At 59.6% G+C, this 18476-nt stretch carries 13 protein-coding genes and 2 pseudogenes; 7 read left to right on the top strand and 8 right to left on the bottom strand.

Translation table 11 applies throughout. The annotated features are described in order from the left end of the window. Positions 1–229 precede the first annotated feature (229 nt). The 7 genes and pseudogenes from AB4O25_RS15265 (at position 230) to AB4O25_RS15295 (ending at position 12428) form a co-directional block, all read left to right on the top strand. Positions 230–4844 (top strand): annotated as a pseudogene (locus AB4O25_RS15265) (RHS repeat-associated core domain-containing protein). Continuing rightward, positions 4844–5482 carry a hypothetical protein gene (locus AB4O25_RS15270; RefSeq protein WP_460149732.1) on the top strand — a complete coding sequence of 213 codons (639 nt, stop codon included), beginning with the start codon at positions 4844–4846 and terminating at the stop codon, positions 5480–5482. Before AB4O25_RS15265 ends, AB4O25_RS15270 begins: the two are co-directional and overlap by 1 nt. Before the next feature lie 1437 nt (positions 5483–6919). Beyond that, positions 6920–7134 (top strand): annotated as a pseudogene (locus AB4O25_RS15275) (DUF4172 domain-containing protein); the annotation flags it as partial. Positions 7135–7327: 193 nt separating this feature from the next. Further along, positions 7328–7570 carry an exodeoxyribonuclease VII small subunit gene (locus tag AB4O25_RS15280; RefSeq protein WP_003176346.1) on the top strand — a complete coding sequence of 81 codons (243 nt, stop codon included), beginning with the start codon at positions 7328–7330 and terminating at the stop codon, positions 7568–7570. Continuing rightward, positions 7567–8454 (top strand): (2E,6E)-farnesyl diphosphate synthase, encoded by an 888-nt coding sequence (ispA, locus tag AB4O25_RS15285; RefSeq protein ID WP_017525996.1) that lies wholly within the window; start codon positions 7567–7569, stop codon positions 8452–8454. The genes AB4O25_RS15280 and ispA overlap by 4 nt, the downstream gene beginning before the upstream one ends. Positions 8455–8553: 99 nt before the next feature. Beyond that, on the top strand, positions 8554–10452 hold the full coding sequence (gene dxs, locus AB4O25_RS15290) for a 1-deoxy-D-xylulose-5-phosphate synthase (protein ID WP_065879172.1): 1899 nt from the start codon (positions 8554–8556) through the stop codon (positions 10450–10452). A gap of 80 nt (positions 10453–10532) precedes the next feature. After that, positions 10533–12428, top strand: coding sequence for a TonB-dependent receptor plug domain-containing protein (locus AB4O25_RS15295; protein ID WP_460149734.1), 1896 nt, complete (start codon positions 10533–10535; stop codon positions 12426–12428). Positions 12429–12581: 153 nt separating this feature from the next. On the opposite strand, the gene AB4O25_RS15300 is transcribed toward AB4O25_RS15295, so the two are convergent. From AB4O25_RS15300 to ribBA, 8 genes are all read right to left on the bottom strand, one after another. Further along, entirely contained in the window at positions 12582–13382 is an 801-nt protein-coding gene (locus AB4O25_RS15300) for a cobalamin-binding protein (protein ID WP_460149736.1), read from the bottom strand. Beyond that, on the bottom strand, positions 13379–13798 hold the full coding sequence (locus tag AB4O25_RS15305; RefSeq protein ID WP_460149738.1) for an MFS transporter: 420 nt from the start codon (positions 13796–13798) through the stop codon (positions 13379–13381). The genes AB4O25_RS15300 and AB4O25_RS15305 overlap by 4 nt, the downstream gene beginning before the upstream one ends. Continuing rightward, positions 13795–14412: a GTP cyclohydrolase II gene (gene ribA / locus AB4O25_RS15310; protein ID WP_460149740.1), complete on the bottom strand. Its 618-nt coding sequence runs from the start codon at positions 14410–14412 to the stop codon at positions 13795–13797. The genes AB4O25_RS15305 and ribA overlap by 4 nt, the downstream gene beginning before the upstream one ends. 129 nt (positions 14413–14541) lie before the next feature. Next, entirely contained in the window at positions 14542–15270 is a 729-nt protein-coding gene (locus tag AB4O25_RS15315; RefSeq protein ID WP_065879168.1) for a substrate-binding periplasmic protein, read from the bottom strand. Between the two features lie 66 nt (positions 15271–15336). After that, positions 15337–16302 carry a thiamine-phosphate kinase gene (thiL, locus tag AB4O25_RS15320; RefSeq protein WP_065879167.1) on the bottom strand — a complete coding sequence of 322 codons (966 nt, stop codon included), beginning with the start codon at positions 16300–16302 and terminating at the stop codon, positions 15337–15339. Positions 16303–16320: 18 nt separating this feature from the next. Further along, a complete protein-coding gene (gene nusB, locus AB4O25_RS15325) occupies positions 16321–16821 on the bottom strand; it encodes a transcription antitermination factor NusB (RefSeq protein WP_017525988.1) in 501 nt (166 codons plus the stop codon). Continuing rightward, positions 16818–17294, bottom strand: coding sequence for a 6,7-dimethyl-8-ribityllumazine synthase (ribH, locus tag AB4O25_RS15330; RefSeq protein ID WP_003194576.1), 477 nt, complete (start codon positions 17292–17294; stop codon positions 16818–16820). Before ribH ends, nusB begins: the two co-directional genes overlap by 4 nt. 88 nt (positions 17295–17382) lie before the next feature. Next, the gene (gene ribBA, locus AB4O25_RS15335) at positions 17383–18474 is read right to left on the bottom strand and encodes a bifunctional 3,4-dihydroxy-2-butanone-4-phosphate synthase/GTP cyclohydrolase II (RefSeq protein ID WP_017525987.1); all 1092 of its coding nucleotides are present in this window, start codon (positions 18472–18474) and stop codon (positions 17383–17385) included. Positions 18475–18476 lie beyond the last annotated feature (2 nt).

Genomic DNA, 18476 nt, shown 5'->3' on the forward strand with positions numbered 1-18476 from the left:
CAAGGGCTTGCCCAGATCTGAACGCAAGCCGAACAACGCTGCCCTCCTCCCACCTTGGAAAGCCCTGTTTCCTATGCGCAATGTCGCTATTTTAAGTAGCCCTTGCCCACAAGTTGACGCCGACTTTTACACCCTGCTCGTCAGCCCATTCTGATTTTCCCAACCGTTCATCCAGCCGCTTTTTGCTGCGGCAGACTCCGACGCCTTGCCCTCTGCCGAGACGTCACGGATGACACACGCCTCCCACATTGCCTCTATCGAACATGAGCTGGATGGCTTTCATCAGAGCCTGATGATTTATCGCCAGCAGATGGGCGCCTGGTATTCGCGGGCGCTGGATTCGGTGAGCCACGCGGCAGATATACCGTCCTTGTTGGGGATGGATCGGGTGGTGCGGGTCGGGGACTCGCAGCGTTCGGTAAGTATTTCCGATGCGGATTTTTCCACCGTGGCCCGCTGCCGTGCGGGCGGCGAGCTGAAGATCGAGAGCAAATTCGAGTCGCTGTATGACGTGCCGATTGGCGGGATTGCGGTCGAGGTGGTCGGGCTGGATGACGGCAGCTCCACGCCAGTCATGCTGGATGAGCACGGCAAGGGCTCGCACCACTGCGCTGCCGGTGGGCGCTATCAAGTGCGGGTGCAGGGCGGCGTGTCGGCAGAACAGGTCGATGCACTGTTTACCTCCTATGCCGGGCTGACAGCGGACCTGGAGCAGTGGCTTCGCGAGCAGTGGCGAACCTTCAAGCCCTATTGGGAACAGTCCACCGCGAGTGCGATTGGCAGCGGCGTGCTGGCGGGCAGTTGGGCCGCGATCATGGACGTGTGGGACAGCGTCAAGCGGGTGCAGGCGGTTCTTGAAGACCCACTTAAATACGTCGAAGAGCTCGGTGATCAGGCCGCCAAATTGGCGCAAATCGCCACCGACGCGCCCAAGGTCATGGAACAGGCGATGTTGCTCGCCAGTGACGAGGCGGCGCTGTTTCTGCTGGTGCGCACGGCGATGATCTGGCTGGACGCATTGCCGCCCAGTGAGATTGCGCAAGTGGCCGCTGGGTTTGTGGTGTCGCTGCTGATTGACCTTGTGATTGGCGCGGTGCTGACCATCGCATTGCCGGCGGCGGCTGTGGCGTATCTGAGCCTGCGGCTGGCCAGGTACGGCGCGCAGATTGTGAAGGCGGCCGTTGGTTTTGTTCAGAGCGTGCTGGCGATTCTTGCGAAGTTCATGCAAGCGGTGGATCGCTACAAAGCGGTGGCGGTGCGCGGGGTCGTCGGTGGAGTGAAGCAAGGCACGCTGCAGATGCGCTGGCGGGCGCGGCAGAACGCGGTGCTGAAGCAAAAAGAGCATGTCGACGATGTGCCTGTTTCGGGGAAAAACCCGAACGGGGATGCGGCGGCTTCGGCGGACAAAACAGCGACCAATGGCTGCCCGGTGTCGATGGTCACTGGGGAGGAATTGCTCACCCTCACCGATGGTGTTTTGGACGGGATATTGCCGTTTGAGTGGACCCGTTTGTACCGCACCAGCGCGGTGGAAGTGGATGTTGGGCTGGGGTTTGGCTGGAGTCATTCGCTGGCGCAGCGGCTTTCTGTTTCGGGCGATTCGGTGGTGTGGACCGACCATGAAAACCGGTCGACTGAGTTTCCGCTGCCTACCGAGGCGCGACCGGCGATCACCAACAGCCTGGCCGAAGCGGCGATCTATTTGGGGGCTTCGCCGGATGAGTTAGTGCTGGCCCAGGCCTCACGGTTTTATCACTTTCGCGACGGGGTGCTGGTCTCGATCAGCGATGCGTATGACAACCGCCTGCGGATTGCGCGGGATGTGTTGGGGCGTATTGCACGGTTGGATAACGGCGTCGGGCGCTCGCTGTTTTTGCGTTATGAACTGGGCCGCATTGTGGCGGTGGATTACCAGGTTCAGCGGGCCAAGGGGTATGAGCCTTACGAATGGGTGACGGAACAGAACGTTGTTTCCTACGCCTATGACGACGTGGGCCGACTGGTTTGCGCGACCAACGCCGTCGGCGAAAGCGAGGTTTATCGGTACGACGAGCAGCACGTCATTCTGGAGCGGGGCTTGGCCGGTGGGGCGAGTTTCTTCTGGGAATGGGAACGCTCCGGCAAGGCGGCCCGCTGTGTCCGGCACTGGGCCAGTTTTTCGCAGATGGATACGCGGTATGCCTGGGGCGAGGACGGCCGCGTGGTCGTGCATAACGCCGATGGCAGTCAGGAAGTGTATGTGCATGACGACCGGGCGCGGTTGGTGCAGCGTATCGACCCGGACGGCGCTCAGCACTTCAAATCCTACGATGACAAGGGTCGACTGACGGTCGAGCAGGATCCGCTCGGGGCGGTGACGGCGTATCAGTACGACGATGCCGGACGCTTGGTGGCGTTGTTTCCGGGAGATGATGAACCGACGTCCTACGAGCATGACAACGGCTTCGTACGGGTGGTGCGGCGTGGTGAGGCGGTCTGGAAATACGAGCGTAACGACCAGGGCGACGTGACGCGTAGGACCGATCCCGATGGTGAGGTGACGGACTACAGCTACAACAAGTACGGGCAACTAACGGGCGTTTGGTATCCCGACCACAGTTGTCATCGGCTGGTGTGGAACGAACGCGGCCAGCTCATTGAAGAGCAACTGCCCAATGGCGGCGCCAAGCGCTATCGCTACGATGATCTGGGCCGCCAGATTGCCCGCGAGGATGAACAAGGCGGGCTGACCGGGTATCAGTGGGACAGCGTTGGCCGGTTGATTCGCATCGTGTTGCCGGGCGGTGCAACCCGCGAATACAGCTACAACCCCTATGGCAAAATCACTACCGAACGCGACGAACTCGGCCACGTCACCCGCTACGAATACGCCGACGGCCTGCACCCTGATCAGCCGCCGCCTCAACGCCGATGGCAGCCAGGTCAACTACCGCTACGACAACGCTCGGCTGTTGCTCACCGAAATCGAAAACGAGGTCGGCGAAACCTACCGGCTCAACTACCACCCCAACGGCCTGATCCAGCAGGAAATCGGCTTCGACGGCCAACGCACCGCCTACGTCTACGACCTCAACGGCAACCTGCAGGAAAAAACCGAACACGGCGACGATAGCAGTCAGCTAGTTACCTTTTACCAGCGCGACCACGCCGGCCGACTCGTACGAAAAACCCTACCCGACGGCAACAAGGTCGATTACACCTACGACCGCCAGGGCAACCTCCTCAGCGTCGACGACGGCCACTGGGCGCTGGCGTACGAGTACGACTCGCAAAACCGCCTCACCGGCGAGCATCAGGGCTGGGGCACTTTGCGCTATGGCTATGACGCCTGCGGTCAGCTTCAACATTTACGCCTGCCAGACAACAACCGCCTGGTTTTTAGCCACGGTAAAGGCGGCGACCTCGCTACCGTCGAACTCAACGGCGCATTACTGACCTCGCATCTCTTCAAATCCGGCCAGGAACACCAGCGCCAACAAGGCCAACTCCTCAGCCACTACCACTACGACGACCAACACCGCCTGCACGCCCACACCGTCACCCAACAGGAAAACCACCTCTACCAACGCCATTACGATTACGACAAATCCGGCAACCTCACCCGCCTCAACGACACCCGCAAAGGCGAACACCACTACCGCTACGACCCACTAGCCCGCCTCACCCGCGCCGACCATTCGCAAGACCTGCACGAACGCTTCGGCCACACCCCAGCCGGCAATCTACTGATGCACGACCGCCCCGGCCCGGACATTGTGGCGGGCAATCGGTTGATGATTCAGGGCGACCGGCACTACGACTATGACGCCTTCGGCAACCTGATCCGTGAACGGCGTGGCAAGGGCCATCAACTCGTTACCGAGTACCGCTACGACTGCCAGCATCGCTTGATCGGTATTACACAACCCAACGGCCAGACCGCGAGTTACCGCTACGACCCGTTTGGGCGGCGCATCAGCAAAACCGTTGATGGCATAACGACCGAGTTTTTCTGGCAAGGCGACAAACTGATCGCCGAACACCATGCGGATCGCCATCGCAGTTTTATCTATGAACCGGACAGCTTCCGGCCGTTGGCCTTATTGGAAGGGTTTGGCCCCAACGAAACCAAGCCCTACCACTACCAACTCGACCACCTCGGCACGCCCCAGGAACTCACTGCTCCAGACGGCGAGATCGTCTGGTCCGCGCACTATCGCGCCTACGGCCAAATCAGCCGACTCGAAGTCGGGAAAGTCGACAACCCGCTGCGCTTCCAAGGCCAATACTTCGACCAGGAAAGCGGACTGCACTACAACCGCCATCGCTACTACAATCAGGATGTTGGTCGTTACCTGACGCCGGATCCGGTGAAGCTGGCGGGTGGGATCAACGCCTACCAGTACGTGCCCAACCCGACGGGGTGGGTAGATCCGCTAGGTTTGAGTAAATGCCCAGGAGGAAATGGGTGTAAACCAGCCTACGACACTGAGAGTCCAACGAGGCATTCAAAATCTGTCGATGGCGAACCAACGCTACCCGCTCCCGCGTCAAAACAAGACAACATTGTCAGAGTACGGCATTACACAAGCAGAGCAGGCTCAAAAGGGATTGAAAAAGAAGGAGTGATATTGGCTCAAGATAACAACAGAGTTTATCTTGAGCCTGCAAAAAACAAAGTACTGAGCCCTAAAGACGCACAAGACAAATATCACATCGACAAAAGCAAGGGCCGAGATTACATTGAGATAGACGTATTCAAATCAAAACTAGAACTCGTGAGAAACCCTAGATACAACACTATGGAGCTAACCGTAAAAGGAAACCTGATATTAAACAACCCTAAGTTCACGAGGAGAAAATAATGTTAGAGCAAAATCAAAAAATAACCCTATCCGGAGAGGAAGCACTTGACGCTCTCAAAGAGATTGAATATATACTAATATCCTTACACAAAATGGGCAGTTATTACGGAGAAAAACCTGGCGCCTTAGACGAATATCGGAAAGCAACCACTGACTTCATCGACAATTGCGCCGTCACTCAGCGATTGGCAAAAGTCCGAACGATAATTTCCAAGCACTTCGACGACTCTCTTGGCGATGATGATATGGATGATATAGAAAGACATTTTTCTGACTTGAAATTCTGGAAGCCTGACCAACCACTGAACAAAATAGTTCGTGGAGCAGAAACGCTCGAAATCTCTAGGGGAACCATTCAACAAGTAACCTGCAAGCGTGACGAATTATTGGTCGTTTTTACCAACCAGCAAGATGAGTTCCTACTGATCACTTTTCACAGCCCTCTTGCCTTTAAGGGAGTTAACATGACCGGTCACGAAATATACGACATCTATAAAGAAAAAGACGTTAGTTTTTCGCAAAACGTGAAGCGCATTGCCACCTTACAAAACAAGAAAAGTTACTGCTTTAAGACAAGCGACCACATAGAAAGTATTTTTACAGTAATTGCAGACAGTTATAGTATTGAAAAAATATGACTAACTCTACAAAAACCCTAACACTTTGGTCGTTGAGTATTTAGTACACGTAAGATAGGCATCACCCAACCCAACGGACAGACCGCAAGTTACCGTGACGAGCCGTTCGGGCGGCGCATCAACAAAACCATCGATGGCATCACCACGGAGTTTTTCTGGCAAGGCGACAAACTCATCGTCGAACACCACGCGGACCGCCGAAAGATATTTTGGCAACGACAAAATCTGGCCCGGCCAAGTGCAGGCTAGGGATAGATATTGAAAGCCTGGAGAGAGAAGCCTATAAAAAAAGTCAAGATGACTACAAATGGCAAACCTTGGAAGGTCATGGAGTACTCGAAAAGCATCGACGCAAGCGAGGGGGCTCCGAGCCGCTGGATCCGCATAGGATTAAGCGCAAAAAACAATTCACGGCCACCCTATTTCAAAGCAAGAATTCAGGAAATTTAGCAAATTATTTCGTTAGATTTCATACAAAGCAATATCACCTACGATGAGCTTTCATTACTGGAAGACTCTGCGATTGAAGATCAAGTACAAATCCTGAAGGAGGACATGCTTCAGGTGGAGTACCCGGATGGTTTTTTACTTGACGCAGGTTGGTTTCCTTCATTCGATGCCAAGGGACGCTTTCAAATAAAGATTGTCAAGAACCATGACTGGGACTCTCCTATTTCAACTTTTACCGCACATTCAATTGATACATTAGGCGAGCTATTTCTACGTGCACATTCTTGATTACGACAGTGTTAGAACACGCCTTTTTCGCGCAACCAAATAGACTGAAGCTTATTAAAAATACCATCCACCTCAGACCATAAACATCAAAAAACTCACTAAACCCTAAAAGAAACCAACAACCACAGCAATAAGCCATATTAAAATCGACCGACGCACTCGCTACTTTAAGCCATCCATACAAGTCTTAAAAAAGGAAGAGGCAATCAGTGAAACTAATTTGCACACCACTAACCGAAGAAGCAATGTCACTACTCGATAATGATAGATGCCCATCCGCTCTATTAGAGTGCTTACGCCTTACGGACTCAGAACACCTAAATTTAGAGAAGTCAGGCATATTCGACGTCATCAACAACGCCTTAGGAAAAATGATCGATAACTACGAAGATGAACACATCACCATACAGAAGGACCTCGTCCGAACACTTAAAGTGCTAAGAAACTCCTCCCTACCAGCGGCCCCTGACCTATTGAAAAAACTGATTCACATAAACGAAGTAGCAATCGTCAGAAAAACTGGGATTTTTTTCTATTTCTAGATAACGACGATAATTCATTATTTTTCTTACAAACGCAGCAACTTCTACTACGAGCATCCGTTCGTCGACCCGCAATTATTTCGTTGCGATAAAGCGTCGCCATAGCCGACGAGCCGAATAACCTCTCTATTCGGCTCACGCACCCAGGCGTCCGTTCATGGACCATCCACACTGGATCTGGCAACACATCGACTGGCCGTCTTCATTACGCGAATACGGGCAAGCCCTAAAGGTCGGCTGCTGGGCATGCTGGGTTCCGTGCCTCAGGCCGTCAGTGCGCAAAATGAATTGGATGCGTTGCTGCAAAATGTCCTGACTACTTCTGCGATCGAAGGTGAGCAACTGAATGTTGGCTCCGTTCGCTCCTCGTTGGTGGCGCATTTCTGGTTTGCCACGCTGCATCCGTTCGATGACGGCAAAAAAACTGCCTGATCCGCCTCCCCGGAGGCGGCCGCAGCACGCGTTATCAGATCAATACAGCGGACCGCTGACACCCCACTCATTTGCCCCCATCCCCCATGTCTGCTAGTGTCGCGCCGGTTTACCGTCTACCGGAATAGCCGCCATGGCCCGCAAAAAAGTTGCACTCGATTTCGAACAATCCCTCGCCGATCTGCAAACCCTGGTCGAGCGTCTGGAGAACGGCGAGTTGTCGCTGGAGGACTCGCTGACAGCGTTTGAGCAAGGCATCGGCCTGACCCGTGACTGCCAGAGCGCGTTGGCGCAGGCCGAGCAGAAGGTGCAGGTGTTGCTCGAGCGTGACGGCGAGTTGGCCGAGGAACCTTTCGATGCGGAACAGCCGGAATGATCGACGCGTACCAGGCCAGTAGCCAAGCCCGGGTGAATGCGGCGCTGGAGCCCTTGTTTGTTGCGCCAAGCCCGGAAATGAAGCGTTTATACGAGGCCATGCGCTACAGCGTGATGAATGGCGGCAAGCGTGTACGCCCGTTGCTGGCGTATGCGGCCTGCGAAGCACTGGGCGCGCCCGCCGAGCAGGCCAATGGTGCGGCGTGTGCGGTGGAGTTGATCCACGCCTATTCCCTGGTGCACGACGATCTGCCGGCGATGGACGATGACGATCTGCGTCGCGGCCAGCCGACCACCCACAAAGCCTTTGACGAAGCCTATGCGATTCTGGCCGGCGATGGCCTGCAAAGCCTGGCGTTCAGTGCCTTGCTGGACCCGCGCCTGAGCAGTGTCAACGCCGAGATCCGTCTGCGCATGGTCACCGACCTGGCCCTGGCCGCCGGTCCGGCCGGCATGGTCGGGGGGCAGGCGATCGACATGGGCTCGGTCAGCCTCAAGTTGGATCAAACCGCCCTCGAACACATGCACCGCCACAAGACCGGCGCGCTGATCGAGGCCGCCGTGCAGTTGGGCGCCCTGGCCAGTGGTCGTGCCGACGCGGCCCAATTGGCGGCGTTGCAGACCTATTCCCGAGCCATCGGCCTGGCGTTCCAGGTGCAGGACGACATTCTCGACGTAGAAAGTGACACCGCAACCCTGGGCAAACGCCAGGGTGCCGATATCGCACGGGATAAACCGACGTATCCGGCACTGCTCGGCCTGCAAGCCGCCAAGGCCTATGCCCTGGAACTGCGCGATCAGGCCCTGGACGCCCTGCGACCATTCGACGCGGCAGCCGAGCCATTGCGTGACCTGGCGCGGTATATCGTCGAACGCCGCCACTGATAAAGGCCGCATATCGGCCAACTTCGGTGCTCTGCGTGGGCAGTTTGCGATGCTTGAGGTAAACTGCCGCCTCTTCTTATACCTATAACGATTCGCCTGATGCCCACGACGTTTCAAGAGATTCCCCGCAAGCGCCCGTCCACGCCCCTGCTCGACCGTGCTGCCACGCCGGACGGCCTGCGTCGACTGGGTGAAGCCGAGCTGGAAACCCTGGCCGATGAACTGCGCCTGGAATTGCTCTACACGGTCGGCCAGACCGGTGGGCATTTCGGCGCGGGCCTGGGCGTCATCGAGCTGACGATCGCCTTGCATTACGTGTTCGACACGCCGGACGACCGGCTGGTGTGGGACGTGGGTCATCAGGCGTATCCGCATAAAATCCTCACGGGCCGCCGCGAGCGCATGAGCACCCTGCGCCAGAAGGACGGCGTCGCCGCCTTCCCGCGTCGCTCCGAGAGCGAGTACGACACCTTTGGCGTCGGCCACTCCAGCACCTCGATCAGCGCAGCGCTGGGCATGGCCATTGCCGCCCGTCTGCAAAACAGCGATCGCAAGGCGATTGCTGTGATCGGTGATGGCGCGCTGACCGCCGGCATGGCGTTTGAAGCGCTGAACCATGCGCCGGAAGTGGACGCCAACATGTTGGTGATCCTCAACGACAACGACATGTCGATTTCGCGCAACGTCGGTGGCTTGTCCAATTACCTGGCAAAAATTCTCTCCAGCCGTACCTACGCCAGCATGCGCGAAGGCAGCAAGAAAGTGCTGTCGCGCCTGCCCGGTGCGTGGGAAATTGCCCGGCGCACCGAAGAATATGCCAAGGGCATGCTGGTACCCGGCACGCTGTTCGAGGAGCTGGGCTGGAACTACATCGGCCCGATCGACGGTCATGACCTGCCCACCCTGATCGCCACGCTGCGCAATATGCGCGACCTCAAGGGCCCACAGTTCCTGCACATCGTTACCAAGAAGGGCAAAGGCTTCGCCCCGGCGGAAGTCGACCCAATTGGTTACCACGCCATCACCAAGCTCGAACCACTGGACGCCCCCGCCGCCGCGCCGAAAAAGCCCAGCGGGCCAAAGTATTCCGGTGTGTTCGGCGAATGGCTGTGTGACATGGCCGCCGCCGACCCGCGCCTGGTCGGCATCACCCCGGCGATGAAGGAAGGCTCCGACCTGGTGGCGTTCAGCGAGCGTTTCCCGCTGCGCTACTTCGACGTGGCCATTGCCGAGCAGCACGCGGTCACCTTCGCTGCCGGCATGGCCTGTGAGGGCGCCAAGCCGGTGGTGGCGATCTATTCCACGTTCTTGCAGCGCGGTTATGACCAGTTGGTACATGACGTCGCGGTGCAAAACCTCGATGTGCTGTTCGCCATCGACCGCGCCGGTTTAGTCGGCGAAGACGGCCCGACCCACGCCGGCAGCTTCGATTTGTCTTATCTGCGCTGCATCCCCGGCATGCTGGTGATGACGCCGAGCGACGAAAACGAACTGCGCAAGATGCTCAGCACCGGTCACCTGTACAACGGCCCGGCCGCCGTGCGCTACCCGCGCGGCAACGGCCCGAATGCCGTAATCGAAAAACACCTGGAGCCAATCGAGATCGGCAAAGGCATCGTGCGGCGCCAAGGCAGCAAGGTCGCGTTCCTGGTGTTCGGCGTGCAATTGGCCGAAGCGTTGAAAGTCGCCGAGAAGATCGACGCAACCGTGGTCGACATGCGCTTCGTCAAACCGCTGGATGAAACCCTGGTTCGTGAGATTGCCGGCAGCCATGAATTGCTGGTGACCGTCGAAGAAAACGCCATCATGGGCGGTGCCGGTGCGGCGGTCAGTGAGTTTTTGGCGCGGGAAAACATCCTCAAGTCGGTGCTGCACCTGGGCTTGCCGGATGTGTATGTCGAACATGCCAAACCGGCGCAGATGCTGGCGGAATGTGGGCTGGATGAAGCAGGGATCGAGGCTTCGGTGCGCGAGCGCATGGCGATGCTGGGCCTGTAGAAACCGGGACCTGAAAGGTGGGAGGGGCTTGCCCCTCCCACCCTTGGTTTTGTGTCAATTTTAAAAGCCACGTACAACCCATGAACCGCCTGCGCCTCGCCCTGCCCCTGCTGCTTCTCCCCGCACCCGACCTGCTCGCCGACACCCGCGACGCCGCCCTCAAACTCCCCGATGTGGTCATCAGCGCCAACCGCCAGGTCCAGGCGCGCAATGACAGCAGTGCGGCCAACACCGTCTTCACCCGCGACGACATCGACCGCCTGCAACCCACCAGCCTCGCCGACCTGCTCAGCCGCGTTCCCGGCGTACAAGTGGCACCCACCGGCGGGCGCGGCAGCCTGCCGGGGATTTACCTGCGCGGCACCAAATCCGCCCAGAGCCTGGTGCTGGTGGACGGCCAACGCATCGCCAACGCCACGTCCGGCGACAGCGGCCTGCAATACCTGAATGTCGACCAAATTGAGCGTGTGGAAGTGCTGCGCGGCTCACGTTCGGTGATCTACGGCAGCGATGCAATCGGCGGGGTGATCCAGCTGTTCACCCGGCGCAACGCCGAACAAGGTCTGCAACCGCGCCTGAAACTGGGTGTTGGCAGCCGCCAGACCTGGGAGCGCAGCCTGGGGCTGTCGGGCGGCGACGCACGCACGCGGTTCAACCTCGGGGCGAGCCTGGATGACACCGCCGGTATCAACTCAACCCACCGATCCTTCCCCAGCGACGGCGACCATGATGCCTATCGCAACCAGTCGATCAGCCTGAACCTCAGTCATTCGTTCAGCGATGAATTGGAGGCGGGATTCAACCTGCTGGATAACCGTGGCAAGTCGGAATACGACAACAGCTTCGGTCGCTATGACGCCGCCAGCGGGCAGACGTTGGGGCAAAAGCCCTACACCGATTACGCCGTGAGCAGCGCCAGCGGCTATCTGGACGCCACGCTCAGTGAGCGCTGGCAGTCGCGCCTGGAACTGGGCCACAGCGAAAACCGCGACACCAAGCGCGATACGCTCAGTGATGAATTCAGCGTATTCAACACCTACCGCGACTCGGTCAACTGGCAAAACGATCTGACGCTGGACGAGCAAAACCGCCTGATCCTTGGAGGCGACTGGTACGAAGACCGCTTCCACGGCTCTACCACCTTCAGCGAAAACAGCCGCTGGAACCGCGCCGCATTTGTGCAGCACCGCTTCCGCAGCGAGTGGTTCTCCACCGAACTGGGCCTGCGCCGCGACCAGAACCAACAGCTCGGTAGCCAGAACAGCTGGAGCGGCACCCTGACCTTGCCAATCAACCCCGACAATGACCTGCTGCTGACCTACAGCGAAGGCTTTCGCGCGCCGACCTTCAATGACCTGTATTACCCGGACACGAAGTACAGCAACCCCAACCTGCTGCCCGAAACCTCAAAAAGCTACGAGCTGCAATGGCGCAGTCAACTGACGGATAGCACGCAGCTGGAAGCCTCGCTGTACCGCACCGATTTGAGCGATGCGATTATCCTCGACAGCTCCGGCAAGCCGCAGAACGTGGCGTCGGCGCGCATCAATGGCTTTGAAGCGGCGCTCAAGCAGACGTTATTCGGCTGGCAGGGCAACCTCGGGCTTTCGATCATCGACCCGCGTGACCGCGACAGCGGCCATACCCTGGCCCGCCGCGCACGGCGCACGTTGAGCCTGGACCTGGACCGGCAATTCGACAGATTCGGGGTGGGCGCCAACTGGCAGGCAATCAGCCGCAGCTATGACGACGAAGACAACCGCAACCGTCTGGGCGGCTATGCGCTGCTCGGTCTGCGCAGCAGTTGGGCGATCAATCATGATGTCAGTGTGTCGTTGAAAGTCGACAACCTGCTGGACCGCCGCTATGCGCGGGCCCGCTACAGCTATGACGCAGCGGACTTTTCCAACAACCACGACTACCGCGAAGAGGGCCGCACCTGGCTGTTGGGGCTCACGTGGACGCCCCACCTGTAGCGACTCGACTCAATAGACCTGGCGCATAGGTTCGTTGTCGCTCAGGTAACCCGCTTTGATTGCCTCGGCACAGGTGATGAAGCCTTAGGCGCGCCTGTCGGTGAAGCCGACGTTCAGGTCTTAATAACCCGTCGGAAAATGCCCAGGCTCAGGCTAGCGCTGTGGCGCAATCAATTGGCACAGCTTCGCCACTGCCTCCACCATCTGAGCGCTCGGCCGCTCCAGGCCTTTGTCCGGCACCTGCAGTAATCGCCCGGTCGCAACCGCGCTCACTTGGGGCCAGGCCTTCCAGGCATCCAGCTGTGGCTGATCTGCGGCCAGGATGACCTCGGGATCACGCTGCAACACCGACTCGAGGTTGACCTGCGGCGCAGGCAGCGCGAGGTCGTCGAACACGTTGCGCGCACCGCAGACCGTCAACGCATCGCTGATGATCTGCCCACCACCAACGGTGTAGAGCGGCTGGTCCCACACTTGGTAAAACACCCGCAACGGCGCGGCGCGCTGATAACGTCGGCGCAACTCGGCCAGGCGCTGGCGCAGTTGGGCGGCCAACTGGCGACCGGCTTCGGCCCGATTCAGCTGTTGGGCAATGGCTTCGACCTGAGTGGTCAGTTGTTCAAGGTTATGGGGGTCAGCGGTATAGACGGGAATATTCAGGCGTTGCAGCTGCTCACGCTGGGCCGGGCCGAGGCTGCCAGGCCATAGCAGGATCAAGTCGGGCTTGAGGCTGAGCAGGCGCTCCATATTCAACTGGCCGTAATCGCCCACCGACGGCACCTGCGTCAACGCGGCCGGCCGCTCACCGCCATCGAGCACGCCCACCAGCAGGTCGGCGGCCCCCAGCTCCAGCACCATTTCAGAAAGCGACGGCGCCAGGCTCACCACCCGCTCGGCTGCCGAGGCCTGGGTACCCAATGCCAGCAGCAGAACCGCCAGCCAGTGGCGCATCATCCCAACTGACGCGGAATGCGATAGAGGTAAAACAGCACCAGCGTCGACAGCGCCAGCAAAAACAGCGGTACCGCCTCCAGGCCGACAAACACCGCCAACGCACCGACCCAGGCCGGGAGCGCCGCCACCAGCAACGCCATGCGACGACGCGCCGCCAAGGTGATCCAGGCCGCCGGTTCTTCAGGGGTATCGAGGGCTTTGGAGGTCGCGATCAACGCGTGTTTATAGCCGTTAAAGAAGCGCAGGCTGAGAAACATCGAAGCCACGCCGGCGATAAAGAACGGCATGGCCAGCACCGGCAGCAGGGCTTCGGCGCGGCCGAACACCAGGTTGATCACGAACAATGGCAGCAGCGCGAGGGCCAGGTATTGCCACCAGTTGAAGGACAGTCGTCGCTTTACCTGGCCACGGGTCACGCGCGATCGACCTCGCCTTGGTGCTCATTGCCCATCATGTGGTCGAGCTTGCTGGCTTTAGTGGCCAGGTAGAGCTTGTTGTGCGGGTTGTGCCCGGTGTGCAGCGGCACGCGCTCGGCCACGGTGATGCCCATTTCGGTCAAGGCTTTGACCTTGCGCGGGTTGTTGGTCATCAGGCGCAGGATCTCCACGCCCAGATGTTCCAGCATCGGCAGGCAGATCGCGTAGTCACGCTGGTCGGCGGCGAAGCCCAGGCGCTCGTTGGCCTCGACGGTATCGGCGCCGCCGTCTTGCAGCTCGTAGGCGCGGATCTTGTTCATGAGGCCAATACCACGGCCTTCCTGGCGCAAATACAGCAGCACACCACGGCCTTCACGGGCGATGGCGCGCATGGCGGCTTCCAGTTGCGAGCCGCAGTCACAGCGCTGGCTGAACAACGCATCGCCGGTCAGGCACTCGGAGTGCACTCGCCCCAGCACCGGCGCGCCATCGGCGATATCGCCCAGGCTGAGCACAACGTGCTCGCGGCCAGTGGCTTCTTCGAGAAAGCCATTCATGGTGAACGTGGCAAAAGGGGTAGGCAGCTTGGAAGCAGCGACGAAAACGACGGGCACCGTGTGCTCCTGATTTCAGATTTCACAGAGGCGGGCATTGTAACAGCAGGTTCCTACAGACGCTTAAGCTGAATGATCGCTGATAAAGATCAATCGGTTTGATTGGCCTTCGTCCCGGTTCTATGCAGGTTAGAACGGATACGGCAGTTTCCAGCGCTGGAAGATCGGCTTGAGCTCGCCACTTTTTACCAGGACGGCCATGCGCTGGTCGAACACCGTGCGCAATGCCCGCCCGCGTTCGGTATCGGCAAAACCTACGTAGAGCGGCAAGTCGATGATGTGAGTAAGCCGGAATGTGGCGGGGTCTTGCGCCTGGCTGAGAACCTCGTTGGCTTCGGCGAGGGCATCGATGTAGAAGTCGGCACGGCCATGCTGGAGCATCGGCAAAATGCCCTCGCGTCGCTCGATCTGTTTAAAGCGCCGCATGTTAGGCAAATACCCTTCGTACTTGTAACCGCGCATCCAGGCCAGGCGGTAGTCGCCCAGCGTTGCCGCGCTCGGCGTCGGTGAGGAGGCCAACCCGAGGGCATAGATCCGGTCGGAGTCGAAGTTCCAGCGCGGGTACAGCACGCCCTTGACCTCATCGCGGTAAGAACCGACCCAGCCGTCCACTTCACCGCACTGGGCCAGGCCCACGGAGCGGGTGTAGGGCTCGATGCGGGTGTGCAAGGTGATCCCGGCCGGTTCGAATACCCGTCGCAATACGTCCCAGGCCAGGCCGCTGCCGTCGGCATTGGTGTAGTCGTCCCAGGCCTCACTGGCCAACATGACGTTGCCGGGAGGCACCGCGCTATCCTCTGCCCGCCCACAGGTCGAAACGACACACAGCAGTATCAGCAGCCAGCGGCGCACGTGCATCGGTACGACCTCCTGCAAAGCCTTGCATCGGTAATGACGTTATAGAGGGTAGCCCAGCACACCGATTCAGGGCGTCTGGCCAAAATGTTGATAACCACGCAGAGCGGGAGTGATGTCTTGCCCGCCGGCATCAAGCAGCGTTACGCCCTGCCCGGCCTCGACGCGGCCGATAACATGCACCGGCCAGCCGGCGGCCAGTAACGGCGCCAACTCGACGGGCGGCAGGGTGAACGCCAGCACATAGTCGTCGCCGCCGCTTAACGCGGCCACCCTGGCCTGCTCATCCCCCAAAAACGCGAGCAAGGCCTCGGACAACGGCAAGCGCTGACGCTCGATCAACAGGCTTACGCCCGACGCCTTGGCGATATGCCCGCAATCGGCCAACAAACCGTCCGAAATATCCATGGCGGCTGTCGCCCTGCCCCGCAGCGCCAGGCCCAGCGCCAATTGCGGTTGCGGCGACCAGTAATGCGCCAGCAGCGGGTCGGCAATGCTCGCATCGGCATTGCGTTGGCCCAGTACCAGCGGCAAGGCACCTGCGGCGTTGCCCAAGGCGCCGCCGACACACATCAGGTCGCCCGGTTGCGCACCGCGCCGCGTCAACGCTTGCCCGGCCGGCACACGGCCGAACACCGTCAGGGTCAGGCTGAGCGGCCCGCGCGTGGTATCGCCGCCCACCAGGCCCACACCGCAGCGTTGCGCCATGGCGTTCAACCCTTGGGCATAGCGTTGCAGCCAGTCGGCTTCGACCGTCGGCGTGGTCAGGGCAAGGGTGAATGCGAGGGGGTTGGCGCCCATGGCAGCCAAGTCGCTGACCGCCACGGCCAGCGAGCGCTGGCCGAGCAGGAACGGATCGCAGGGGTCGGCAAAATGCACGCCGGCCACCAGAGTATCGGTGGAAATTGCCAGTTGCTCCCCAGGCGGGAGTGCCAGCAAGGCGCAGTCGTCGCCGATCCCCAGGGCAATGCCTTCGCCACCCTGCGCACAGGGCGCGGCGGCGAAGTAGGTGCGGATCAGCTCAAACTCACCCATTCGGGACTCAAGCGCAACTTAGCGCTTGTGTTCCTTCACTTCGGCTTCACGCAGGCGCGGGGCCAGCTTGTCGAGCACGCCGTTGACGAACTTGTGGCCGTCGGTCGAACCGTAGACTTTCGCCAGTTCGATGCCTTCGTTGATCACCACGCGGTACGGCACGTCGACGCGCTTGAGCAGCTCCCAGGTGGACAGGCGCAGTACGCACAGCTCAACCGGGTCGAGTTCTTCGAGGGTCAGGTCCAGGCAGGGCGCCAGGGCTGTATCGATCTCGGTCAGGTTGGCATGCACACCGTGCAGGATGTCGTGGAAATAGCTCTGGTCGGCGAAGGTGAAGTCGTTATCGACGCGAAACTGCGCCTCGATTTCGTTCAGCGAAGCGCCTGCCAGGTGACGCTGGTACAGCGCCTGGGTCGCGAGCTGACGCGCTTTACGACGCTTTTCGCTCTTGGATGGCTTGCCGGCATCCGCAGGGCGCGGGTCCTGAGGGTTGAACTGATCGCTCTCGTCGGAAATCACTTGGCCTCCAACTGCGACAGCAGGCTGACCATTTCCAGGGCGGACAGGGCAGCTTCAGCGCCTTTGTTACCGGCCTTGGTGCCGGAACGCTCGATGGCTTGCTCGATGGAATCAACGGTCAGTACGCCGAACGCGACCGGCACGCCGAACTCCATGGACACCTGGGCCAGGCCCTTGGTGCATTCACCGGCCACGTATTCGAAGTGCGGAGTACCGCCACGAATGACCGCGCCCAGGGCGATGATCGCCGCGTATTCGCCCTGTTGGGCAACTTTTTGCGCAACCAGTGGAATTTCGAAGGCGCCAGGGGCGCGGATGAGGGTGATGTCGCTTTCGCTCACACCGTGGCGAACCAGGGCATCCACGGCACCGCTTACCAGGCTTTCAACCACGAAGCTGTTGAAGCGGCCAACCACCAGGGCATAGCGGCCTTTGGGGGCGATGAAGGTACCTTCGATGGTCTTCAGGGTCATTCGACAAATCTCTTAAAGAGCCGGGACGCGAAAAGTGCGCCCCTCAGTGATGATTTAACCGCGAACAAGGGGCAAAAATAGCCGGCCTTTATTCGGAGGGCACGTATTCTACAACTTCCAGATCGAATCCGGATATCGCATTAAATTTCATCGGTGCGCTCATCAGGCGCATTTTGCGCACCCCGAGGTCGCGCAGGATCTGCGAACCGGCACCGACGATGCTGTAGGTGGTCGGTGTTTTCACCTGGGTCTGCTCGGCAGTTTCGCGAATATGCGCCAGCAACACGTCGCCATCCACCGGGTTGCCCAGCAGCAGCACCACGCCGCTGCCGGCCTCGGACACCGCAGCCATGGCGGCGCGCAGGCTCCAACGGCCGGGTTGCTTGACCATCAACAGGTCGCGTAGCGGGTCCATGTTGTGTACGCGCACCAGGGTCGGTTCTTCACCGCTGATGGCGCCCAGGGTCAGTGCCATGTGCACATCGCCTTCCACCGAATCACGGTAGGTCACCAGGTTGAATTGGCCCAGTTCGCTGTCCAGCGGCTGCTCGGCAATCCGCTGAACGGTACGTTCGTGGATCATCCGGTAGTGAATCAGGTCGGCGATGGTGCCGATCTTGATGCCATGTTCGGCGGCAAAGGCTTCGAGTTCGGCGCGACGGGCCATGGTGCCGTCGTCGTTCATCACTTCACAGATCACGCCGCTCGGCTCGAAACCGGCCATGCGCGCCAAATCACAGGCGGCTTCGGTGTGGCCGGCACGGGCCAGGGTGCCGCCCGGCTGGGCCATCAGCGGGAAGATATGGCCGGGGCTGACGATGTCTTCGGCCTTGGCGTCCTTCGCGGCCGCGGCTTGCACGGTGCGGGCGCGGTCGGCGGCGGAAATACCGGTGGTGACGCCGGTGGTCGCTTCGATCGATACGGTGAACTTGGTGCCAAAACCAGAGCCATTGCGCGGCGCCATCAGCGGCAGCTTGAGCAGCTCGCAGCGTTCGCGGCTCATGGGCATGCAGATCAGCCCACGGGCGTGCTTGGCCATGAAGTTGATGTGCTCGGGCTTGCAGGCCTCGGCGGCCATGATGATGTCGCCTTCGTTCTCGCGGTCTTCGTCATCCATCAGGATGACCATCTTGCCTTGGCGGATGTCTTCAACCAGTTCTTCGATGCTATTGAGCGCCACGT

Source organism: Pseudomonas sp. S3_A03 (assembly GCF_054668275.1).